General features: G+C 67.1%; 22 protein-coding genes. 9 read left to right on the top strand and 13 right to left on the bottom strand.

Translation table 11 applies throughout. The features are described 5' to 3' along the window. Window positions 1-2: 2 nt before the first annotated feature. The 8 genes from F579_RS0112675 to sdhC form a co-directional block, all read right to left on the bottom strand. Complete coding sequence (locus tag F579_RS0112675) at window positions 3-338, bottom strand: STAS domain-containing protein (protein ID WP_019025048.1); 336 nt, start codon at window positions 336-338, stop codon at window positions 3-5. 76 nt (window positions 339-414) lie between these two features. Further along, window positions 415-828: an ATP-binding protein gene (locus F579_RS0112670; protein ID WP_019025047.1), complete on the bottom strand. Its 414-nt coding sequence runs from the start codon at window positions 826-828 to the stop codon at window positions 415-417. Between the two features lie 43 nt (window positions 829-871). Further along, entirely contained in the window at window positions 872-1,825 is a 954-nt protein-coding gene (locus F579_RS0112665) for a NifU family protein (protein ID WP_026301107.1), read from the bottom strand. Further along, window positions 1,779-2,033: a succinate dehydrogenase assembly factor 2 gene (locus F579_RS0112660; protein WP_019025045.1), complete on the bottom strand. Its 255-nt coding sequence runs from the start codon at window positions 2,031-2,033 to the stop codon at window positions 1,779-1,781. The genes F579_RS0112665 and F579_RS0112660 overlap by 47 nt, the downstream gene beginning before the upstream one ends. Further along, on the bottom strand, window positions 2,033-2,734 hold the full coding sequence (locus tag F579_RS0112655) for a succinate dehydrogenase iron-sulfur subunit (protein ID WP_019025044.1): 702 nt from the start codon (window positions 2,732-2,734) through the stop codon (window positions 2,033-2,035). The genes F579_RS0112660 and F579_RS0112655 overlap by 1 nt, the downstream gene beginning before the upstream one ends. A gap of 186 nt (window positions 2,735-2,920) precedes the next feature. Then, a complete protein-coding gene (gene sdhA / locus F579_RS0112650) occupies window positions 2,921-4,696 on the bottom strand; it encodes a succinate dehydrogenase flavoprotein subunit (RefSeq protein WP_019025043.1) in 1,776 nt (591 codons plus the stop codon). After that, window positions 4,693-5,031 (bottom strand): succinate dehydrogenase, hydrophobic membrane anchor protein, encoded by a 339-nt coding sequence (gene sdhD, locus F579_RS0112645; RefSeq protein WP_019025042.1) that lies wholly within the window; start codon window positions 5,029-5,031, stop codon window positions 4,693-4,695. The genes sdhA and sdhD overlap by 4 nt, the downstream gene beginning before the upstream one ends. Next, window positions 5,028-5,408 carry a succinate dehydrogenase, cytochrome b556 subunit gene (gene sdhC / locus F579_RS0112640; protein WP_019025041.1) on the bottom strand — a complete coding sequence of 127 codons (381 nt, stop codon included), beginning with the start codon at window positions 5,406-5,408 and terminating at the stop codon, window positions 5,028-5,030. The genes sdhD and sdhC overlap by 4 nt, the downstream gene beginning before the upstream one ends. A 188-nt stretch (window positions 5,409-5,596) precedes the next feature. On the opposite strand from sdhC, the gene F579_RS0112635 reads away from it, so the two are divergent. Together F579_RS0112635 and F579_RS15370 are read left to right on the top strand one after the other, a co-directional pair. Further along, the gene (locus F579_RS0112635; protein ID WP_019025040.1) at window positions 5,597-6,643 is read left to right on the top strand and encodes a folate-binding protein YgfZ; all 1,047 of its coding nucleotides are present in this window, start codon (window positions 5,597-5,599) and stop codon (window positions 6,641-6,643) included. A 3-nt stretch (window positions 6,644-6,646) separates the two neighbouring features. Further along, a complete protein-coding gene (locus tag F579_RS15370; RefSeq protein WP_018138462.1) occupies window positions 6,647-6,811 on the top strand; it encodes a hypothetical protein in 165 nt (54 codons plus the stop codon). A gap of 61 nt (window positions 6,812-6,872) precedes the next feature. Here the strand turns inward: F579_RS15370 and ribBA are convergent, their stop codons facing one another. The 5 genes from ribBA to glyA all read right to left on the bottom strand — a co-directional run bounded on the left by ribBA (window position 6,873) and on the right by glyA (window position 11,835). Further along, window positions 6,873-7,979: a bifunctional 3,4-dihydroxy-2-butanone-4-phosphate synthase/GTP cyclohydrolase II gene (gene ribBA / locus F579_RS0112625; RefSeq protein ID WP_019025039.1), complete on the bottom strand. Its 1,107-nt coding sequence runs from the start codon at window positions 7,977-7,979 to the stop codon at window positions 6,873-6,875. 27 nt (window positions 7,980-8,006) lie between these two features. Then, on the bottom strand, window positions 8,007-8,690 hold the full coding sequence (locus tag F579_RS0112620) for a riboflavin synthase (protein ID WP_019025038.1): 684 nt from the start codon (window positions 8,688-8,690) through the stop codon (window positions 8,007-8,009). Window positions 8,691-8,826: 136 nt separating this feature from the next. Then, window positions 8,827-10,002 carry a bifunctional diaminohydroxyphosphoribosylaminopyrimidine deaminase/5-amino-6-(5-phosphoribosylamino)uracil reductase RibD gene (ribD, locus tag F579_RS0112615; RefSeq protein WP_019025037.1) on the bottom strand — a complete coding sequence of 392 codons (1,176 nt, stop codon included), beginning with the start codon at window positions 10,000-10,002 and terminating at the stop codon, window positions 8,827-8,829. Continuing rightward, window positions 10,002-10,553 (bottom strand): transcriptional regulator NrdR, encoded by a 552-nt coding sequence (gene nrdR / locus F579_RS0112610; protein WP_019025036.1) that lies wholly within the window; start codon window positions 10,551-10,553, stop codon window positions 10,002-10,004. Before nrdR ends, ribD begins: the two co-directional genes overlap by 1 nt. 22 nt (window positions 10,554-10,575) lie before the next feature. Next, window positions 10,576-11,835 (bottom strand): serine hydroxymethyltransferase, encoded by a 1,260-nt coding sequence (gene glyA, locus F579_RS0112605; RefSeq protein ID WP_019025035.1) that lies wholly within the window; start codon window positions 11,833-11,835, stop codon window positions 10,576-10,578. Between the two features lie 586 nt (window positions 11,836-12,421). Here glyA and F579_RS0112600 point away from each other — a divergent pair. From F579_RS0112600 to glcF, 7 genes are all read left to right on the top strand, one after another. Then, a complete protein-coding gene (locus tag F579_RS0112600; protein WP_019025034.1) occupies window positions 12,422-13,099 on the top strand; it encodes a PEP-CTERM sorting domain-containing protein in 678 nt (225 codons plus the stop codon). Between the two features lie 344 nt (window positions 13,100-13,443). Beyond that, entirely contained in the window at window positions 13,444-14,076 is a 633-nt protein-coding gene (locus F579_RS0112595; protein ID WP_019025033.1) for a PEP-CTERM sorting domain-containing protein, read from the top strand. Between the two features lie 236 nt (window positions 14,077-14,312). After that, a complete protein-coding gene (locus F579_RS0112590) occupies window positions 14,313-15,314 on the top strand; it encodes a TAXI family TRAP transporter solute-binding subunit (RefSeq protein ID WP_019025032.1) in 1,002 nt (333 codons plus the stop codon). Continuing rightward, window positions 15,311-18,103 carry a TRAP transporter permease gene (locus F579_RS0112585; RefSeq protein ID WP_019025031.1) on the top strand — a complete coding sequence of 931 codons (2,793 nt, stop codon included), beginning with the start codon at window positions 15,311-15,313 and terminating at the stop codon, window positions 18,101-18,103. Before F579_RS0112590 ends, F579_RS0112585 begins: the two co-directional genes overlap by 4 nt. A gap of 27 nt (window positions 18,104-18,130) precedes the next feature. Continuing rightward, window positions 18,131-18,535, top strand: coding sequence for a DUF302 domain-containing protein (locus F579_RS0112580; RefSeq protein ID WP_019025030.1), 405 nt, complete (start codon window positions 18,131-18,133; stop codon window positions 18,533-18,535). 12 nt (window positions 18,536-18,547) lie between these two features. Then, window positions 18,548-19,660, top strand: a complete 1,113-nt coding sequence (glcE, locus tag F579_RS0112575; RefSeq protein ID WP_019025029.1) for a glycolate oxidase subunit GlcE — start codon at window positions 18,548-18,550, stop codon at window positions 19,658-19,660. 3 nt (window positions 19,661-19,663) lie between these two features. Continuing rightward, window positions 19,664-20,929, top strand: coding sequence for a glycolate oxidase subunit GlcF (glcF, locus tag F579_RS0112570; RefSeq protein ID WP_019025028.1), 1,266 nt, complete (start codon window positions 19,664-19,666; stop codon window positions 20,927-20,929). The last annotated feature ends 47 nt before the right edge of the window (window positions 20,930-20,976 follow it).

The following is a 20,976-nucleotide window of genomic DNA, read 5'->3' as shown; positions in this document are numbered from 1 at the left end:
TGTCAGGCGTTGACGCGCTCCACGGCCCCGCGGGGGTCATCGCACACCTCGAGGATGGTCAGGAACCCGCTGATCTCGAACACCTCGCGAATCGGATCCCCGATCTCGCACAGCACCAGCCGCCCGCCGTTCTGCTTGACCTTCTTCGCGGTCATCAGCATCACGCGCAGCCCCGCGCTGGAGATGTAGTCGACGTCGCCAAAGCGGATGACCAGCGACGGGTGATCTTCCATCCGCTGGAATAGATGGGCCTCGAATTCGGGCGAGGTATTGCTGTCCAGACGGCCCGCCGGACTGACGACCAGCACGCCGTCGATCGTCTCTTCGTTGACTTGCATCGGTGCGCCTTGCCTTTTCGTTGTTATTGAGTAGCGGCCCCGCCCACACGCGCTCCACCGCGCGGGCGCGACCGGATCAGACCGGCTGCTTGCGCAGGGTCAGGCAGTTGACGCCATCGGCGGATCGATAGTCGATCTCGTCCATCAGCGTCTTCATGAAGTGAATCCCCAAGCCTCCGACCTGGCGCGAATCAATATCGCCGTCAAGCTGGGCCTCGGGGGCATCGGTCAGCGGATTGAAGGCCTGGCCGTCGTCGGTGACGGTAATCGTCAGCCCGTCATCCGCCTTGCGCAACTCCACCTCGATGGTGTGTTCCGCGCCGTCATCGAAGGCATAGGTGATCAGATTGGTCAGCCACTCGTCCAGCACCAGATTGATCGGGTAGACCGAGGACATCGAGACGCCGGCCTCCTCGCAGAAGGCCTCCACCTGCTCGGCCAGGCGCGGGATCTCCCGCAGTTCAGTCTGGATCCGGAAAGCCCGCTGCATCATGCACTCCCTGCTGGCGCTCGGCGCGCGAACGCCCGTCGAGTCAAAAGGTATTCGCGACGCTGGCAACCCCCGGCGCGCGCGAGCGCACCAGGCGCTCGACCACGTTCTTCAGATCCAGCGTCGAACGCGGGCAGCCTACGCAGGCCCCCTTCAAGCGCACCCGTACGGTGCGCCCGTCGAGCTCCACGAACTCGATATCGCCGCCGTCCTGCATCAGGATGCGCCGTGCCTCCTCGATCGCCGCGCGCACCGCGTCCTCGTCGATCGGCCCGTCCGCCGGGACATCGGAGGCCTCGCGCTCGGCGAAAGTCTGTGCCCGGTCCAGGCGCAGCGCCAGCTCCGGATCGAGCTCCTCGATCGCGTCCAGTTCGTCCTCACTGTACACATGATCCGGGTCATCGCTCAGCAGGTGGGAGACATCCACCATCACCTGAGCCTTGTCGGGTCCCGCCATCGTCGGTCCTCCGCGTGATCGCATTCGCGCCAGTATAGCAACGGCCCGTTCCCGACCGGCCCGAAGCCGCACGCGCCAACCGGATTCCGGTGGCGCGACCGGCGGCCAGCGCAGGCGGACCCGCAGCCGGCGCAGGTCCTCGCGATCCATGCGCGCGGCATGCAGCCAGAGCCGCCACAGCCGCCTGCCGTCCCGTTCGCGCAGCACCAGCAGAACCGTCCCGGCCAGGACCCGGCTGTCGGGCAGCAACTCGACCCAGGTTACCTGCTCCTGGCGCAGGCCCTCGCGGGTCGCGACCCAGCTATCCCCCTCCGGCGTCTGTCCCAGCCAGGCCCAGTCCGGTGCCGCATCGCGCCGCTGCCACCACCAGCCGATCGTCGCCAGGCCCCAGACCGGCAACAGCATCCACAACGGGCTGTAGACCAGCACAAATCCGGAGACAGCGAGGACCAGCAGGATCTGCCCGGCTAGCGCCAGCCGTGGCAAAACGGGGTCAGGGTGCAGTCTCAGCCGCAGCGGCGGCACGGAGCGCCGGGACAAGCCGGGCTATCCCGTCATCCACCGTGGTCTGGCGACCCATGACCACATCCAGCAGCACATTGTCGGGGTAGTCGAGCAGGCGCTCGAAGGCATCGCGACCCTCCTGGTCCAGTTGCGCATATCCCTGCGCGAGAAACTGCCCGAGCAGCCAGTCGTTCTCCAGCATGCCGCGGCGGCAGCGCCAGCGAGTACGGCTGTCGGGTTCCATCAAAGCGATTTCTTCAGCATGGTACGGCGGATATCGCCGATCGCCCGGCTCGGGTTCAGGCCCTTGGGGCAGACCTGGGTGCAATTCATGATGGTGTGGCAGCGGTAGAGCTTCCAGGCATCGTCCAGCTGTGCCAGGCGGTGATCGGTGGCCTCGTCGCGGCTGTCCTGGATGAAACGCGCGGCCTGCAGCAGCGCGGCGGGCCCCAGGAACTTGTCCGGATTCCACCAGTACGACGGACAGGCGGCGGAACAGCAGCCGCACAGGATGCATTCGTACAGACCATCCAGCTGGTCACGATCCTCCGGGCTCTGCTTGCGCTCGACCTCGGGCTCCGGGCTGTCGTTGACCAGCCAGGGCTCGGCCTTGCGGTACTGGTCCCAGAAGTTGCCCATATCCACGATCAGGTCGCGGATCACCGGCATCCCCGGGAACGGGCGCAGCGTGACCGGCGCCTCCAGATCCGCGAGCGGCGTGATGCAGGCCAGGCCGTTCATGCCGTTGATGTTCATGCCGTCGGAGCCGCAGACCCCGTGCTGGCAGGAGCGGCGAAAGCCCAGGGAATCGTCCTGCTCCTTCAGCAACAGCAGTGCGTCCAGCAGCATCATCCCCGGCTCGACCTGGTCGTCGGGCAGGGTGAAGCGCTGCATCTTCGGCAGCGTGTCCGTCTCCGGGTTGAAGCGGTAGATCGAGAATTCCAATCGTCTCTCCTTTCAGTGGCGCCACCGGCGGCCCATCATCGCGCTAGGGGGCCGACTGCGATCGTCGCTTCCTGCCGTGTACAGCCCAGGGTGCGTAGGGTGCGTTGAGGCCCGCGAAACGCACCGAACGTGGTGCTTTCACAGTCACCACCTGATGCGAGGCTTCCCTGGAAGCAGCACCGGCCGTCAATAGACCCGCTCCTTCGGCGGAAACGAGGGCACGGTGTTCGGCTGGGTGCGCACCGGCTTGTAGTCGAGGCTGTCGTCCGCCAGCGAGTACAGGCTGTGCTTGAGCCAGTGCTGGTCGTCGCGATCGGGGAAGTCGATACGCGAATGCGCCCCGCGGCTCTCCTCGCGCCCCAGCGCGGAGCGGATGGTCGCGATCGCGCAGTCCATCAGGTTCTCCAGCTCCATCGCCTCCACCCGGGCGGTGTTGAAGGTGGCCGAGTGGTCCGCGATCACGGCGTGGTTCAGGCGCTCGCGCAGTGCGCGGACCTTCTCTACCCCCTCGCGCATCACCTCGTCGGTGCGGAACACCGAGCAGTGGTCCTCCATCACCTTGCGCAGTTCGCGCTTCAGCGGTTCGACCTGCTCGGAGGAGCCGTCGCCCGGGTCCTTGCGGTCCCAGCGCGTCAGTCGTGCCATCGCCTGCTCCACCGCCGTTTCGTCCAGCGGCCGGTGGTAGTGGTTCTCGCGCAGGTATTCGAGGATATGGTTGGCCGCCGCACGTCCGAATACCAGGATGTCCAGCAGCGAGTTGCCGCCCAGGCGGTTGGCCCCGTGTACGGAGACACAGGCGGCCTCCCCGGCCGCGTACAGCCCCGGCACCGGGTCCTCCGGGGTGTCCTTGACCGGCGCCACCACCTGGCCGAAGCGATTGGTCGGGATCCCGCCCATGCTGTAGTGGCAGGTCGGGAACACCGGGATCGGGGCCTCGATCGGGTCCACGCCGAGGAAGGTCATGCTCGCCTCGCGAATACCCGGCAACCGATGGCGAATCGCATCCGCGCCAAGGTGGCGCAGGTCCAGCAACACGTGATCGCGGTTACGCCCGCAGCCACGACCTTCGCGCACCTCGGTGGCAATGGAGCGGCTGACCACGTCGCGCGAGGCCAGGTCCTTTGCCCTTGGGGCATAGCGCTCCATGAAACGCTCGCCGTCGGCGTTGACCAGGAAGCCGCCCTCGCCGCGCGCGCCCTCGGTAATCAGCATCCCGCGTCCGGCGATGCCGGTCGGGTGGAACTGCACGAACTCCATATCCTCCAGCGGCACCCCGGCGCGCAGGGCCATCGCCATGCCGTCGCCGGTGTTGATCAGCGCGTTGGTGGTGGTGCGGAACAACTGACCCGCCCCGCCGGTGGCGATCAGCGTGGTCTTGGCCTCGATCACGATCGGCTCGCCGGTCAGGATCTCGAAGGCGAGCACACCGAGCACGAAACCCTGCTCGTCGCGCAGCAGGTCGACCGCGAAGTACTCATCGAAAAAGTGCGTGCGTGCGCGCAGGTTCTGCTGGTACAGCGAGTGCAGGATCGCGTGCCCGGTGCGGTCGGCCGCCGCACAGGTACGCGCCGCCTGGTCCTGGCCGAAGTTCTGGCTCTGCCCGCCGAAGGCACGCTGGTAGATATTGCCGTTGTCCAGGCGCGAGAACGGCACGCCGAAGTGATCCAGCTCGTAGACCACCTTGGATGCGGCGCGACACATGTACTCGATCGCGTCCTGATCGCCCAGATAGTCCGACCCCTTCACGGTATCGAACATGTGCCAGTGCCAGGAGTCCGGCAGCACGTTCGCCAGCGCGGCATTCACCCCGCCCTGCGCGGCCACCGTGTGCGAGCGCGTGGGAAACACCTTGGAGACCACCGCGACCTTGGCATCGCCGTTGGACAGCTGCAGCGCGGCACGCAGGCCCGCGCCGCCGGCGCCGATGATCAGCGCGTCAAATTTGCGCCGGGTCAGGTTCATGCAAGCCCCGTTCGAATCAGGAGGTAGAGGGCCCACAGGCCCAGAAGAATGAGTGCGCCCGCGCCGACGGTCAGCATGGTCAGGCGCAGTGCCAGTGGCTTCACATAGTCGAGCAGGACATCGCGCAATCCGATCCAGGCATGCAGCAACAGCAGCACGACAAACAGCGCACTGCCCAGCGCCACGACCGGGTGCGCGATCACCATTACCCAGGCCGCGTGATCCGTCGGCGGGGCGATCAGGAAATAGCCCAGGGCCGCGATCACGAACAGCCCGACATACACCGCCGTGATCCGCTGCAGCAGCCAGGCGCCCTGCCCCGACAGCAGCCTCACAGGATCAACCCCAGCCAGACGGCGAGCGTGGCGAAGATCGCGGCGTACAGGGCATCACGCGCAGTGCGCAGCGAACCGGCCCGATCCTCCCCGATGCCGAACTCCATCAGCAGATAGCGTATCCCGGCGAACAGGTGATGCAGCAGCCACCACAGGCCGATCAGCAGCAGCGCCAGCCCGATCGGGTGCCGGATAATCGCGACCACCTGAGCGAAGCCCTCCGGACTCGCCAGCGAGCGATCCAGCAGCCACAACAGCACGGGGATAGCGAGAATCAGGAGAATCCCGGTAATACGGTGCAGGATGGAAACCACGGCATTCAGCGGAAGTCGGATCTTGCGCAGATCCAGGAAAACGGGCCGTGCCGGAGAACTCATGCCACCCCCAAAACCGGATGATGAAAAATGTCGGGCTGACACCCTGCAAGAGGTTCGTCTACTATCGACCCGCTTGGTTCAGCCGGTCGCCCGACCTGTGTTGAGCTTACCACCTCAATCCGCCGCCGTGGGTCCCCAAGGCCACAAGCCGAACGGACACACGACGCGCTGCCACGGGAGAGTTTTCGATGCGCGAAGACTGGAAGAATCACCTGATCGACGCCGGGGCCGAGTTCGAGGACGACGACCTCCTGCACTACGGCAACCCCGAGCGCGAACGCCGCATGGCCATCAATGGCGAGGTGATCTGCGACCTGTCCCACCGGGGCCTGCTGGAGGTCCGCGGCGAGGACGCGACCGACTTCCTGCAGGGCCAGTTCGGCAACGACATCACCCAGGTCGATGCCAGCCACAGCCAGATCTCCAGCTATTCCAGCCCCAAGGGGCGCGCCTACGCGGTGTTCCGCGTGCTGCGCACCGCGGACAGCTACCTGCTGGAGATGCCGGCCGACCGCATCGAGGCCATCGCCAAGCGGCTGCGGATGTTCGTGCTGCGGGCCCATGTGGTGATCGAGCGCGCCGACGACTCGCGCATCCACTTCGGGCTCTCCGGCCCCGACGCGGAATCCGAACTGAACAACGCCCTGGGAGCCTGCCCCGCAAACGTGGACGACGTGGTCGAGAAAGACGGCGTGACCATCGTGCGTGTACCCGGCGTGCACCCGCGTTTCGAGCTGTTCGGCGAGCTCGAACCGATGCGCACCGCCTGGGACAAGCTGAACGTGCGCTCGGGCCCGGTGGGTCCGCGCGAGTGGGCATTGCTCGACATCCTCGCCGGGATGCCGACCGTGGTCGAGGCGACCAGCGAGATGTTCGTGCCGCAGATGCTGAACCTGCACGCACTGGGGGCGATCAACTTCGAGAAGGGCTGCTACCCGGGACAGGAGGTGGTGGCCCGCATGCACTACCTCGGCAAGCTGAAGCGGCGCATGTTCCGTCTGGCGATCCATGCCGCGGAGCCGCCGCAGCCGGGCTCGCCGGTGTTTCGCTCCGACGGCAACCCGGAGCAATCGGATGGCGAGATCGTGGCCGCCGAGCTGCACCCGGACGGGCTCTACTCGGCCCTGGCGGTGGTGCAAGTGGCAGCCGCCGAAGGCGAGCTGCACTGGGGGTCACCGGATGGCCCGCGGGCGGAGGTCGTCGACCTGCCCTACGCAGTGCCGGAAGGAGCCTGAGCCATGCGATTTCTGTTCTTCTTTTTCGTCCTGATCCTGCTGGCGCTGTGGGCGGCCTTCTTCAGCCGCCCCAACAACCCGACGCTGTCCAACTGGCTGTACGTGCTGTCCGGGGTGCTGGCCGTGCTGTTCCTGATCGGCTACCTGCGCCTGGACGGGGTGATATAGCGCGGACGAGCACGAGGAGCGCCCTGCGCTGCTCGCGGCCCCGGGATATTCGTGGCCCGGGCTACTCGTGAATGTAGTCGACGACCTCGAGCCCGAAACCGCCCAGGCCATGGAAGCGCTTGGGCGCGGACATCAGCTGCATGCGGCCCACGCCGCAGTCCGCCAGGATCTGCGCACCAATGCCGTACATGCGCCACTCGGCCGAATTCTCGCGCCCGCCGCGCTCCTCCTGCGGCGGCTGCCCGAGCTGTTCCAGGCGCTGTGCCAGGGCCTCGGCGCTCTCGTGCTTGCGCAGCACCACCACGACCCCCTCGCCCGCCTCGTCGATGCGGCGCAGGGCATCGTCCAGCGGCCAGCCACGATCGGGGCCGGCATAGCCCAGGGTGTCGTGCAAGGTGTTTTCCAGATGCACGCGCACCAGGGTGTCCTGCTCCGGCTTCGGCTCGCCGCGCACCAGCGCAAAGTGCAGTTGATGGTCGACCTCGTCCTGGAATGACAGCAAGCGGAACTCGCCATGTGCGGTCGGGAACGGGCGCTCCGAGACGCGCTGAACGGTCTTTTCGTTCTCGATGCGGTAGCGGATCAGGTCCTCGATCGTGCCCATCTTCAGGTCGTGTTCGGCACAGAAGCGCTCGAGGTCCGGGCGCCGCGCCATGGTGCCGTCCTCGTTGAGGATCTCCACGATCACCGCGGCCGGCTCGGCCCCGGCCAGGCGCGCGAGGTCGCAGCCGGCCTCGGTATGGCCGGCGCGCACGATCACCCCGCCCGGCTGCGCCATCAGCGGGAACACATGCCCCGGCTGGACAATGTCGCCCGGCTGGGCGTTCGGGGCCACGGCCGTGCGGATGGTGTGCGCGCGATCATAGGCAGAGATGCCGGTGGTCACGCCCTCGGCGGCCTCGATCGACAGCGTGAAGTTGGTGCCGTGCACGTCGTTGGTGTCGGTCACCATCAGCGGCAGCGCGAGCTGCTTGCAGCGCTCGCGGGTCAGCGTCAGGCAGATCAGCCCGCGGCCATACTTGGCCATGAAGTTGATGTCCTCGGGGCGCACATGCGAGGCGAGCATCAGCAGATCGCCCTCGTTCTCGCGGTCTTCGTCGTCGACGATGACCACCATGCGGCCGGCCTGCAGTTCCTCGAGGATGGTTTCGGTATTGGAAAATTCCATGCGTGCCTTCGGTCGGGGGCCCTGCGCTCAGTCGCGCGGCCCGGGATGATTGGGGAAGCCCTGTTCGGCCAGCCAGGCCTCGGACAGATCGCCGGCGTCCGTGCCCGGCTCGGCCGCGCGCTCGCCCAGCATCAACCGTTCCAGGTAGCGGGCGATCAGGTCGACCTCCAGATTCACCGGCGTACCCACCGCGTACACGGAGAAGCGGGTCAGCGACCAGGTGTGGGGGATGATGTTGACCTCGAACTCGGCCCCGTCGACCCGGTTCACGGTCAGGCTGGTGCCGTCGATGGTGATCGAGCCCTTCGCCGCGATGTAGCGCGCCAGGGCGGCGGGGGCGCGACAGCGCACGCGGGTAGAGCGTGCGTCCGGCTCCATCGCGACCACCTCGCCCACGCCATCGACGTGACCCGAGACCATGTGGCCGCCGAGGCGGTCGCCCAGGGCCAGGGCCCGCTCCAGGTTGACCCGGTCGCCGGGCCCCAGCCCGCCCAGCGTGGTCACGTTCAGGGACTCGCGCGAGACGTCGGCGGCGAAGCCCGCGCCCGTCAGGTCGGTCACGGTCAGACACACGCCATTGACCGCAATGGAGTCGCCCAGGCGCGTGTCCGACAGGTCCATCCCGGGGGCATTCACGTACAGGCGCACGTCGCCGCCGCTGGGGGTCAGGCGATCCAGGCTGCCAAGGGTCTCGATAATTCCGGTGAACATGGGCCTTGTTTCGGTTGCAGGCCGCCCCGGGAGGGGGTGCCGCGAGCCGCCCATCTTAGGGAAACATGAAGGACTTCGCACCACACGACGGTGGGCGTATGGGTTTAGCCTGGAGAGACGCCGAGCGGTCAGCCCCTCAGGTGCGCGGGCGGGCCCGCAGGCGCAGGCTGTCGCCGACCCAGCGGCTCTCGAGGATCTCCAGTTCCGCGCGCTCGTCCATGCGCGCCAGCGGCCATTCCACCAGCGGGCGAGCACTCGAGCCCAGCAGCAACGGCGCCTGGTACAGCAGCCACTCGTCCACCCAGCCCCCGCGGGCCAGGGCCCCGGCGAGGCCCGGGCCGGACTCCACATGCAGTTCGTTGACTTCGGCCCGTGCCAATTCCGCCAGTACCTCGCCGAGATCCAGCCCGCCCTCGGGCGAGTCGCTGGCCAGCGCGACCGGCCGGACATCGGCGCCATGCCCGCGCAGGGTATCGGCTGCCGGCGAGCGTGCTGCATCCGGACCGGTCAGGATCCAGACGGGGCCGCTCTTCAGGATCTGGGCGCCGGGGGGCGTGCGCAGCCGGGCATCCAGGATCACCCTGAGCGGCTGCCGGGTGGGCAGGTCCGAGTAGTGCGGGTCATCGGGAAAACCGGCCTGGGCGGCCAGCTGGTGCGGCTTCATGCGCACGGTCAGGCGCGGGTCGTCGGCCACCACGGTGCCGCTGCCGGTCAGGATCGCCCCGGCACGCGCGCGCCACAGCTGTACGTCGCGGCGTGCCGCCTCGCCGGTAATCCAGCGCGACTCGCCCGAGGCCATCGCCGTACGCCCATCCAGGCTGGCCGCCAGCTTGATCCGGACCCAGGGGCGTCCCTGCTCCATGCGCTGGACAAAGCCTGGGTTCAACGCCCGTGCCTCGGCCTCGAGCACACCAGTTTCGACCTCGACCCCGGCCGCGCGCAGGGCCTCCATGCCGCCACCACAGACTTGCGGATTCGGGTCCTGCATCGCGATCACCACCCGGGCCACACCGGCCTGAATCAGCGCCTCGGTACAGGGAGGGGTGCGGCCGTGGTGGCTGCATGGCTCGAGCGTCACATAGACGGTGGCCCCGCGCGCGGCTTGGCCGGCCGCGTGCAGGGCGTTCACCTCAGCGTGCGGCTCGCCGGCGCGCCAATGCAGCCCCTCTCCGACGACCTCGCCATCGCGCACCAGCACGCAGCCCACCCGAGGATTGGGATCGGCACTGAAGCGGCCACGATCGGCCAGCTCCAGCGCCCGCACCATGTGGAGTCGATCCTCCACCACCTGCTCGTGTCCCGGCTGTGCCATCAACTGCCCTCCTGCGAATCCCCCGGCGCGGAGGCGTCCGTGTCGGCGAGCCCCTCATCGATCAGGCGCAGCTGCGAACGGCGCATCTCCGGCGTCAGGTCATCCTCGAGCCGTTCGATGGCCTCGCGGAAGGACTGCACGCTGGCAAAGCTCAGATAGATGGAGGCAAAACGGATATAGGCCACATGGTCCAGGGCATGCAAGGCCGCCAATACCATCTCGCCAATGCGGTCGGACTTGACCTCGGGGGCCGCCAGAGAGGCGAGCTGCCGCTTGATGTCGTCGATCACGCGCTCGACATCCTCGGTCTTCACCGGGCGCTTGTGCAGCGCCCGGCGCAGACCGCTGCGCAGCTTGTCCTCGTCGAAGGCGACACGCTCGCCGGAGCGCTTGACCACCCGCGGCAGGCTGAACTCCGCCCGCTCGAAGGTGGTAAAGCGCGCCCGGCACTCGCGGCACTCGCGCCGCCGCCGAATCTGTTCCTGCTCCGGGCCGGCCACCCGCGAGTCGACCACGCGGGTGTCCTGAGCGCCACAGGCCGGGCAGCGCATGGCAGGCCGCCGCTACGCCGCGTTATTCGGCGGCGCCGTAGACCGGGAAGCGGCGGCAGATCTCGACGACCTTGTCGCGGGTCGCGTTGATCACCTGCTCGTTCTCGTGGTCGTCCAACACGTCGGCGATCCAGCCGGCCAGCTCGCGCGACTCCGCCTCGGTGAAGCCACGGGTGGTCAGCGCGGCGGTGCCGATGCGGATGCCGGAGGTCACGAACGGGGACTGCGGATCGTTGGGCACCGCGTTCTTGTTGACCGTGATGTTGGCGCGGCCCAGCGCGGCGTCCGCGGCCTTGCCGGTCATGCCCTTGGACACCAGGCTCAGCAGGAACAGGTGGTTGTCGGTCCCGCCGGACACGATGTCGTAGCCGCGCTCGACCAGGACCTCGGCCATCGCGCGGGCGTTGGCGATCACCTGCTTCTGGTAGGTCTTGAATTCCGGCTCCAGGGCCTCCTTGAACGCCACCGCCTTGCCGGCGATCACGTGCATCAGCGGGCCGCCCTGGGTACCCGGGAAGATCAGCGACTGGAACTTCTTATTCAGCTCCGGCTGACCCTTGGTGACGATGAAGCCGCCACGCGGCCCGCGCAGGGACTTGTGCGTGGTGGAGGTGACCACGTGGGCATGGTCGATCGGATTCGGGTATTCGCCCGCGGCGATCAGGCCGGAGACGTGGGCCATGTCCACCATCAGGTAGGCGCCCACGGAATCGGCGATCTCGCGGAAGCGCTTCCAGTCCACCACGCGCGAGTAGGCGGAGAAGCCGGCGACGATCATCTTCGGCTGGTGCTCGGTGGCCAGGCGCTGGACCTCGTCATAGTCGATCAGGCCCTCGTCAGTGATGCCGTACTGCACCGCGTTGTAGATCTTGCCGGAGAAGTTCGGCTTGGCGCCGTGGGTCAGGTGACCGCCGGCGTCCAGGCTCATGCCCAGCACGGTGTCATGCGGCTGCAGCAGGGCCATGTACACGGCCGCGTTGGCCTGCGAGCCGGAATGCGGCTGGACGTTCGCGTAGTCGGCGCCGTAGAGCTCCTTGAGGCGATCGATCGCGAGCTGCTCGACGATATCCACGTACTCGCAGCCACCGTAGTAGCGCTTGCCCGGATAGCCCTCGGCGTACTTGTTGGTCAGCACGGAGCCCTGGGCCTCCATCACGCGCGGGCTGGTGTAGTTCTCGGAGGCGATCAGCTCGATGTGCTCTTCCTGGCGCTGCGCTTCCTTGCTGATCGCGCCCCAGAGTTCGTCGTCGTAGCCGTGGATGCTCATGTCGATCGAAAACATTCGGATCTCCCGTTTCATTACTTTCGTGGATTCGGTTTCCCGGCGCGCCGACTCACCGGCGCAGGCCTGGGAAGGGGGAAACAAAGACGCGTAATGATAGGGGATGCGGGGCTTTTTTTCAGGCGGCCACCCCGGCAAGGCCCCGCCACCCGCAATTCGGCACACCACGCAATACCGACATTATCTCCTTTTTTTCAATTGCCTAGACGAGTTTCCGTTCTTTCACGAGGCCGGCGCGGTAGCGAGGCCAACCGATGCGCCCCGTACATACCATTAGTGTCCTGTTTCTTTACACCCGATCTCGGACCGGCGTGGGAAACGGCATACGGCCACCGCCTTCTAACCACGTGCGCACTAGGCCTGTCACCCAAATGGACGGCCAAACGGCGTCACGCTTTTTTACACCCATACCCTTAGCGCCATGCCCGACAACGGCGACATTCGCCTATCCATATGTTTTGCGTATGGATTCTTGCACCGGGCCCGCATGGCACCGTTTCTGCATACCCCCCTGCATGCACAAGGACCGGATGGGCCGGATCCGCGCAAGCCACCCAGGGGGCTATTCCCAGGGAAGGTGCATCGAATGAAACCCAAACGTATTACACCCTATCTCGCGAGTGCCGCCCTGTTGTTAGGCCTGGGCCTTTCCGGCGCCGCACAGGCTTCGTTGCTCAGCTGCGCCAGCCTTGACGGGGGCCTCGAGGATCGTGTTACCAGCAACATCGGCTGCCAGGTACTCCAGCCACTCGATGGCAATGCGAACGACCCCGTGGGCGGCGACTCAGCCAACTGGATCGTCAACACCGCCGGTGGCACGGGGTTTTTCGGCATCAGTGACTGGCAGTTCGATGGTCGTTGGGAAGACCCGCCCGACAGCAACGGCGATCCGCTGGAGTTTGACCCGGCGGACCCGACACTCAACCTAGTCACCCTGGATGGCCACTCTCTGAGCGGCACTTGGACACTCGATCCGAGCTTCGTCTACGGTGACCTCCTGTTCCTGTTCAAGGACGGCGGCAACACGAACCTGGTTGGCTACCTGATCACCGGTTATAGCGGCTCCTATTCCACGCCCTTCAGCAGCCCGCCGTTCCCGCTGCCGGGGGCAGGAAACGATCGCGACATCTCCCATGTCAGCATCTACTACCGCCCCGGTGGCCATGTCCCCGAACCTCACACCCTGCTGCTGGTGGGCCTGGGACTGGGGCTGCTCGGCATCGCGTTCCGCCGGAAGTCACGCAAGGACACGATGGCAGCCTGATCGGTTCTGCTCACCCCAACCATGATGGCGCCCATGTGGCGCCATCATTTCGTTCCGGTCTGCTGACCGGTAGTGAATGACTCACCTCAGCCGGACATGTCCGGCTTTTTTACACCTCGGCCACAGTCGGCGACCGCCTCCGCCACAGCAATACCTGCAAGCGATTGTTTCATCGAGCCAATCTCCCCTCCCCATCGAATGTGGCACGAAGCGTGCTGTATTCCCGCTTTGTGAGTGATGGCACTTTCGGGCGAGGTCTGCCACAGCCGCATTCATGAGGGAAACACTGAAAACCATGGAGGGACTCCCGTCCCACGGAGGTATGCCCGATGTCATGCAAGCCTTTGCCCTCGTTCCTGACCGGGGCGCTGCTCGTACTGAGCCTGTCGCTCTCCGGAGCCACTCACGCCGCCCTTCTGGACTGCAACACCCTGCCCGGCAGTGTCGGCGATGCAGTTACCAGCAATATCGGCTGCCAGATCCTGTCGCCACTGGATGGCGCCGCGACCGACTCCACCATTGGGGACCCTTCGAACTGGCTGGTGAATACCGCGGGCGATACCGGGTTCTTCGGGATCAGCGACTGGCTGTTCGACGGCCGCTGGACCTCCCCCGGGTCGAACAGCTCGACCCTCGCCAGCTTTGATGGCAATCGCCACAACGGGCAATGGAGCCTCGATTCCGAATGGGACTATGGAGACCTGCTGTTCGTGTTCAGCCATGGCAGCGGCACCAACCTGGTCGGCTTCCTGATGACCGGGATGAACGGTGAATACAGCTCGCCCTTCACCCAACCGCCCTTCAGCTATCCGGGCGCGGCTACACGCAACATCTCGCATATCAGCGTCTATTACCGTTCGGGCGCGGTCGGCACCGTCCCCGAACCGAAGACGATGCTGCTGATGGGCCTGGGGCTCGGCCTGCTCGGGCTGATGCTTCGCCGAAACCGGCTTCAGGGGTCCCGTTTTCCGGCCTAGCCAAACACACCGCGGCCCGTCGCCGCGCGCCATAAAGGGCACGCCTGTCGGGCGTGTCCTTGATCCTGCTTGAAGAGTCACCTGCACAGGACCACGGATATCCGAAGGCGAGGCTGCCCCCATCGTCCCCGCCCGCAGGCACAATCGACCTGAATGCGAACGTGCTATTTGATCGACGTCTCCCTAGAATCCTCGGCACTGCCGCGATTCGTTCCCGGCATGACCCCGGAGGGCGTATGAATCGATCCAGTGTGCCGAGGGCCGACCGGCGATGGCTGCAACGCCTGCTGCCAGTGCTCACCCTGGTCAGCCTGCTGCTGGCCACCACCGCGCAGGCCGAATCGCGCTTCATCAATATCGGCACCGGCGGGGTCACCGGGGTGTATTACCCGGCAGGCCAGCACCTGTGTCGCCTGTTCAACACCCGCCGCGACGAGCACGGGATGCGCTGCACAGCGGAGAGCACCGGCGGCTCGGTATTCAATCTCAACATGATCCGCTCGGGCGACATGGACTTTGGTGTCGCGCAGTCGGACCTGCAGCACCACGCCTATCGAGGCTCCGGGCGTTTCGAGGAGTTTGGCCCCGCCCCCCATCTACGAGCGGCGTTCAGCCTGCATGCCGAACCCCTCACCCTGGTAGTGCGTCCTGACGCAGACATCGAGGGGCTGGATGACCTGCCCGGCAAGCGCGTCAACATCGGTAATCCGGGCTCGGGCCAGCGCATCCTGATGGAAGAACTGATGGATGCACTGGGCTGGGACCAGGACACTTTTCGCCGGGTGAGTGAACTGCCCTCGCGCGAACAGGCCCAGGCGCTTTGCGACAACCGCATCGATGCCTTTGTGTTTTCCGTCGGCCACCCCTCGGCTGCGATTCAGGAACCCATCGCAACCTGCAACGCCCGATTGGTGTCGATCGAGGGTGCAACCGTCGACCAACTGGTCGAGGACACCCCCTATTACCTGCGCGCGGTGATCCCCGCCGGGACCTACCCGGGCCAGGACGACGACATCCACACCTACGGGGTCGGTGCCACGCTGGTGACCTCGACCCGCACCTCGGAACGCGCGGTCTACGAGATCACTCGCGCGGTGTTCGAGAACTTCGAGACCTTTCGCGGCCTGCATCCGGCCTTTGGCCCGCTGGAGCGCGAGACGATGGTGGACGAAGGACTGTCGGCCCCTCTGCATCCGGGGGCTCAACGCTATTTCCGTGAAGCGGGGCTGATCGAATGAGCGAGACCAGGGGGACCACCGGGCAGACCACGGAACCGGGGAACAACGCGGCCGAGACCGCTCAGGAACTGGAGTCCGGTGCGCGTCACCCGGGGCGCGGCACACGCAGCCTGATCTGGCTGACTGCGGTAGCCTGGTCGCTGTTCCAGATCTGGATCGCCTCGCCCCTGGGCGACTGGCTGGATTTCTTTGTCGTCTCGGATACCGAGGCGCGCTCGATCCATCTGGCCTTTGCGGCCTTCCTAGCCTACCTGCTGTTTCCCGCGATCCGGCCGGGCACGCGCCACGTTTCCTGGCCACGCGCCATTGGCGTGACCTACGCCCTGGGCGGGCTGGTCCTGATGGCGTTCGGGATCTGGCAGTTGCTGGGCCTGGAGCGCCTGGCCGAGGTCTACGTGATCATCGGACTGACCCTGCTGGTGATCGCATTGCCGCTGCTGCGCGGCCACGACCCGATCCACCACATACCGCTGACCGACTGGATGTTCGCTGCGATCGCGGCCTTCAGTGCGCTGTACCTGTACCTGTTTCATGCCGAACTGGCCGATCGCCCCGGGGCGCCCTCGGACGTCGATCTGATCGTCGCCGGGATCGGCCTGATTCTGCTGCTGGAGGCCACCCGGCGGGTACTGGGTCCAGCGTTGACGATCATCGCCGCGATCTTTTTGTTCTACACCTTCGCCGGCCCGATCATGCCGGACATCATTGCCCATCGCGGCGCCAGCTATCCGCGCGCGATGGCCCAGCAGTGGCTGTCCAACGAGGGTGTGTTCGGAATCGCGCTCGGGGTCTCGACCAGCTTCGTGTTCCTGTTCGTGCTGTTCGGCGCGTTGCTGGAACGCGCCGGCGCGGGGGACTACTTCATCCGGGTCGCCTTCTCCCTGCTCGGGCACCTGCGCGGCGGCCCGGCCAAGGCGGCGGTGATGGCCTCGGGGATGACCGGGGTAGTCTCGGGCTCGTCCATCGCCAATGTCGTCACCACCGGGACCTTCACCGTGCCCCTGATGAAGCGGGTCGGCTTCAGCCCGCACAAGGCGGGGGCCGTGGAGGTCGCCAGCTCCGTAAACGGGCAGCTGATGCCGCCGGTGATGGGTGCGGCCGCGTTCCTGATGGTCGAGTACGTCGGCATCCCCTATGTCGAGGTCCTCAAGCACGCGATCCTGCCGGCCCTGATCGCCTATATCGCGCTGATCTACATCGTGCACCTGGAGGCCTGCAAGAACGGCATGGAGGGCCTCAAACGCGCCACCGTCACCACCTGGCGTGGCCGCCTGATCAGCTTCGGGATCACGGTATCCAGCCTGATCATCCTCGCCGCCGCGGTGTACTGGGGGCTTGGCTGGATCAAGGATCTGGCCGGCGACGCGGCCGCCTGGATCATCGCCGGGCTGCTGTTTACCGCCTATCTGGTGCTGCTGTGGATTGCCGCCCACGAGCCGGAGCCGGAGCCGCTGGATACCGAGCGTCCCCTGCCGCGCGTGCTGCCCACGGTGCTGGGCGGCCTGCACTACGTGCTGCCGCTGGTGGTGCTCGTCTGGGCCCTGGTCGTTGAGCGCCTGTCGCCCGGGCTTTCGGCCTTCTGGGCCGTGGCGTTCATGATCTTCATCGTGCTGACCCAGCGGCCACTGGTAGCGCTGTTCCGGCGCCAGGGCCGGCTCGCCCAGGCGACCTGGGTCGGGGTCTGGGAGCTGTTCCAGGGCTTCGAGACCGGCGCGCGCAACATGATCGGCATCGGGGTGGCGACTGCGGCGGCCGGGATCATCGTCGGCACCGTCGCGATGACCGGGGTCGGGCTGGTGCTGACCGACCTGGTCGACACCCTCTCCGGCGGCAATCTGCTGATGGTGCTGTTGCTGACCGCGCTGATCAGCCTGGTGCTGGGCCTGGGGCTGCCGACCACCGCAAACTACATCGTGGTCGCGACCCTGATGGCCCCGGTGATCGTGGAACTGGGCGCACAGAACGACATCCTGATCCCGCTGATCGCCGCACACCTGTTCGTGTTCTATTTCGGCATCATGGCGGACGTGACGCCTCCGGTGGGTCTGGCCTCGTTCGCCGGGGCGGCCGTGGCCAAGGCGGACCCGATCCGCACCGGGATACAGGCCTTCGCCTACAGCCTGCGCACCATCGCGCTGCCGTTCTTTTTCATCTTCAACAGCCAGTTGCTGCTGATCGGCGTGGACAACGTGTTCCAGCTGCTGCTGGTCTTCCTCGGTTCGCTGGCGGGTATCCTGCTGTTCACTGCGGCGACCCAAGGCTGGTTCCTGACTCGCAGTCGCCGCTGGGAGTCGGCGCTGCTGCTGGTCAGTGCGTTCGTGCTGCTGGCCCCGACCGTGCTGATGGATCGGGTAGCGGAGCCCTATGAGCGAGTACCAGCCGAACAGCTGTTCGAGGTCGTCGAGACCATCCCGGCTCGCGAATCGCTGCGGGTCGAGGCCACCGGCATTGACCTGGAGGGCCGCGAGATCACCCGCACCGTGATGTTCCCGTTGGGCGACCCGGATCTGGAACCGCGCGAACGCCTGTCCGATGCCGGCCTCGACGTCACCTTTGACGAAGACGCGGAAAAGGCCCGCATCCAGACGGTTGCTTTTGGCAGTCCGGCCGGCCGGGTAGGCTTGGAAGGCGGCTGGACAATCACCAGCGTGCTCGTTGAGACGGACCGTCCGAGCCCCTACTGGTGGTACCTCCCGGGTCTCCTGCCGGCGCTGCTGGTGGCCTGGAACCAGCGCCGCCGCGAGCCGCCCTCCGGGCCGACTGCGGCGGCACCGGCGCTCAGCGCCTGACGATCCACGCGACAGGAGAACGGCACTATGGAACAACCCAAATACGGCTTTAACGTGATTCTGAGCGCCCCGATGGATACGGCTATCGAGCGCACGACGGCGGCCCTCGGCGAGGAGGGCTTCGGCATCCTCAGCGAGATCGATGTAGCCGCCGCCTTCAAGAAGAAGCTGGATCTCGATCATCGCCCCTATCGCATCCTCGGCGCCTGCAACCCGCATCTCGCGCGTCATGCCATCGAGGCCGATCCCAACATCGGGCTGCTGTTGCCCTGCAACGTCCTGGTGCAGGACAACCAGGACGGGACCTGCACCGTCGGTTTCATGGACCCGGTCGCGGTGATGGCCCTGGTGGACAAACCGGGCGTCGAGGCCCTCGCCAGCGATGTCCGGGAACGCCTCGAACGGGTCCGCCAGGCACTGGAAGCCGGCTGAGCCTGCCGCCCGGTGAGAGACACCAAAGACCATGCCGCGCCGCTCGCGGAGGCGATCCGCGAGGCCAGCGTGGCAGGGAACCGAATCGCCCTGCGCGGCGGCCGCCAGCATGGTGATCAGAGCTTCCCCGACGGCATCCCCACCGGCGTACTCCAGCTGGAGAGCCACGAACATCGGGGGATCGTGACCCTGGAGCCGAGCGAACTGGTCGTCACCGTGCGCAGCGGGACGCCCGTGGTCACCCTGGACCAGGCCCTGGACGAGGTCGGCATGATGCTCCCCTTCGAACCCGCGCTGGGCGCCCCCGAAACCACCGTCGGTGGCATGGTCGCGCTGGGCATGTCGGGACCGCGCCGCCCGTGGGCCGCTGCACTGCGCGATGCCGTGCTCGGCACCCGGGTCGTGAATGGACGCGGCGACATCCTGCAGTTCGGTGGCCAGGTAATGAAGAACGTCGCCGGCTTCGATGTCTCCCGCCTGATGTGTGGCAGCCTGGGCGGTCTCGGGCTGATCCTGGAGACCAGCTTCAAGCTGCTGCCGCGCCCGGCCTGCGAGCGTTACCTGCAACGCGAGGATAATGCCGAATCGTTCATCGCGCGCTGCGGCGCCTGGGGACGCACCGGGTGGCCGTTCTCGGGCATCGCCTGGCACGACGGCGTCACCCATATCCGTCTTGGCGGCGGCGAGGAAGCGGTGGACGAGGCCATCCGGCGTATCGACGCCGAACCGGGCGACCCGGCCCGGGGCTTCTGGAACGGGCTGAGGGATCGCAGCCTGCCCCTGTTCACGGATGAACTGGCCACCGGGGCCCGGCTGTGGCGGATCAGCCTGCCGCCGGCGACGGAACCGCTCGCGCTGTCCGGCGAATGGCTGATGAACTGGGGCGGCGCAGAACGCTGGCTGCGCACGACGGAACACCCCGAGACCGTGCGCCGCGCCGTGACCGACGCCGGCGGGCACGCCCGCCTGTGGCTCGGCGACGCCCCGGGCGTGTCCCGCCTGCACCCGCGCGGGGAAGGGCTGGAGGCCCTGGAAGGCCGCCTGCGCGAGGCCCTGGACCCGGACGGCGTCTTCTTCGCCCCCCTGCTGCCGAACCCCCGTTCCCGCCGGCCGCGCACCACCTGAGCCATGGAGACCCGGCTGCACGAACGCTTCGCGAACGATCCGGCCGCGCGCACTGCGGAGGATGCGCTGCGCGCCTGCGTGCACTGTGGCTTCTGCAACGCGACCTGCCCGACCTACCAGGAGCTGGGTGACGAGGTCGACGGACCGCGCGGGCGCATCTACCAGATCAAGGAGATCCTCGAGTCCGGGGAGGCCAACCCGACCGCGCGCACCCACCTGGACCGCTGCCTGACCTGCCTCAACTGCATGACCACCTGCCCATCTGGGGTGGACTACAACCACCTGGTCGCCTACGGCCGGGAGGTGATCGAACACGACCTCGACCGAAGCTGGCGCGAGCGGGCCCTGCGCGGTCTGCTGGCCCGCGCCCTGCCCGCACGCTGGCCGTTCCAAATGGCCTTGGGGCTGGGGCGACTGGTCCGCCCCGCCCTGCCCGCGATCCTGCGCCGCCGGGTGCCCGAGCGGCAGGAAGCCCATGAGGCGACAGAACCGGCCCCTTCACCGATGCTGGAAGGCTTCCCCCACGGGCGCGTGCTGCTGCTGGGGGGCTGCGTGCACGACGCCGTCGACGCGCGCACCAACACCGCACTGAAGAACCTGCTGGGACGCCTCGGCATCGAGGTCGTGGAGACCGGCGAGGCCCGGTGCTGCGGCGCCGTTGAGCACCACCTCGCCTTCGAGGAACGGGCCCGGCAACGGGTGCGCGCCAACCTTGACGTCTGGAGACCCGTGCTCGACCAGGGCGTGGACGCGGTGGTCAGCACCGCCAGCGGCTGCGGCGTGATGCTGCGCGACTACGGCCACCTGCTGGCCGGCGACCCCGCTTACGCTGAACGCGCACGCGCCGTTTCCGAGCGCGTACGCGACCCGGTGGAGCTGCTCACCCCGGCTGCCATACAGAAGCTGGGCATTCGCGCGCCGCAGGGCCACGACCCGATCGCCTGGCACGCCCCCTGCACCCTGCAACATGGCCAGCGCCTGGCCGGGCGGGTGGAACCGCTGCTACAGGCGGCCGGCTTCGAACTGGTACCCACAGCGGAGCCTCACCTGTGCTGTGGCTCGGCGGGGACCTACTCGATCACCCAACCGGCGATGGCCGCCCGGCTGCGTACCCGCAAGCTGGACAACCTGGAGGCCGCCGCGCCCGCGCGCATCGTGACGGCCAACGTCGGCTGCCAGACGCATCTCCAGTCCGGGACCGAAACGCCAGTCGAGCACTGGCTGACACTGCTCGAACGCCATTGCCCGGCAACTCCCGCCGGTGCGTAGGGGCGCTTGCCCGGGCTCCTGCGGCGAACTAGATTCCCCCTTTTCCA

Source organism: Thioalkalivibrio sp. ALJ21, from assembly GCF_000378605.1.
In the GTDB taxonomy this organism is placed as follows: Bacteria; Pseudomonadota; Gammaproteobacteria; order Ectothiorhodospirales; family Ectothiorhodospiraceae; genus Thioalkalivibrio.
Note: the sequence above shows the minus strand (reverse complement) of the source record. Positions and strands in the feature narration are given on the sequence as shown.

Excerpts from the sequence above, each read along its gene's own strand:
- F579_RS0112675 (WP_019025048.1), bottom strand. The coding sequence starts at position 338 with ATGCAAGTCAACGAAGAGACGATCGACGGCGTGCTGGTCGTCAGTCCG.
- F579_RS0112670 (WP_019025047.1), bottom strand. The coding sequence starts at position 828 with ATGCAGCGGGCTTTCCGGATCCAGACTGAACTGCGGGAGATCCCGCGC.
- F579_RS0112660 (WP_019025045.1), bottom strand. The coding sequence starts at position 2,033 with ATGGAACCCGACAGCCGTACTCGCTGGCGCTGCCGCCGCGGCATGCTG.
- sdhA (WP_019025043.1), bottom strand. The coding sequence starts at position 4,696 with ATGAACCTGACCCGGCGCAAATTTGACGCGCTGATCATCGGCGCCGGC.
- sdhC (WP_019025041.1), bottom strand. The coding sequence starts at position 5,408 with ATGAGTTCTCCGGCACGGCCCGTTTTCCTGGATCTGCGCAAGATCCGA.
- F579_RS0112635 (WP_019025040.1), top strand. The coding sequence starts at position 5,597 with ATGCGCGAAGACTGGAAGAATCACCTGATCGACGCCGGGGCCGAGTTC.
- F579_RS15370 (WP_018138462.1), top strand. The coding sequence starts at position 6,647 with ATGCGATTTCTGTTCTTCTTTTTCGTCCTGATCCTGCTGGCGCTGTGG.
- ribBA (WP_019025039.1), bottom strand. The coding sequence starts at position 7,979 with ATGGAATTTTCCAATACCGAAACCATCCTCGAGGAACTGCAGGCCGGC.
- F579_RS0112620 (WP_019025038.1), bottom strand. The coding sequence starts at position 8,690 with ATGTTCACCGGAATTATCGAGACCCTTGGCAGCCTGGATCGCCTGACC.
- ribD (WP_019025037.1), bottom strand. The coding sequence starts at position 10,002 with ATGGCACAGCCGGGACACGAGCAGGTGGTGGAGGATCGACTCCACATG.
- nrdR (WP_019025036.1), bottom strand. The coding sequence starts at position 10,553 with ATGCGCTGCCCGGCCTGTGGCGCTCAGGACACCCGCGTGGTCGACTCG.
- glyA (WP_019025035.1), bottom strand. The coding sequence starts at position 11,835 with ATGTTTTCGATCGACATGAGCATCCACGGCTACGACGACGAACTCTGG.
- F579_RS0112600 (WP_019025034.1), top strand. The coding sequence starts at position 12,422 with ATGAAACCCAAACGTATTACACCCTATCTCGCGAGTGCCGCCCTGTTG.
- F579_RS0112590 (WP_019025032.1), top strand. The coding sequence starts at position 14,313 with ATGAATCGATCCAGTGTGCCGAGGGCCGACCGGCGATGGCTGCAACGC.
- F579_RS0112585 (WP_019025031.1), top strand. The coding sequence starts at position 15,311 with ATGAGCGAGACCAGGGGGACCACCGGGCAGACCACGGAACCGGGGAAC.
- F579_RS0112580 (WP_019025030.1), top strand. The coding sequence starts at position 18,131 with ATGGAACAACCCAAATACGGCTTTAACGTGATTCTGAGCGCCCCGATG.
- glcF (WP_019025028.1), top strand. The coding sequence starts at position 19,664 with ATGGAGACCCGGCTGCACGAACGCTTCGCGAACGATCCGGCCGCGCGC.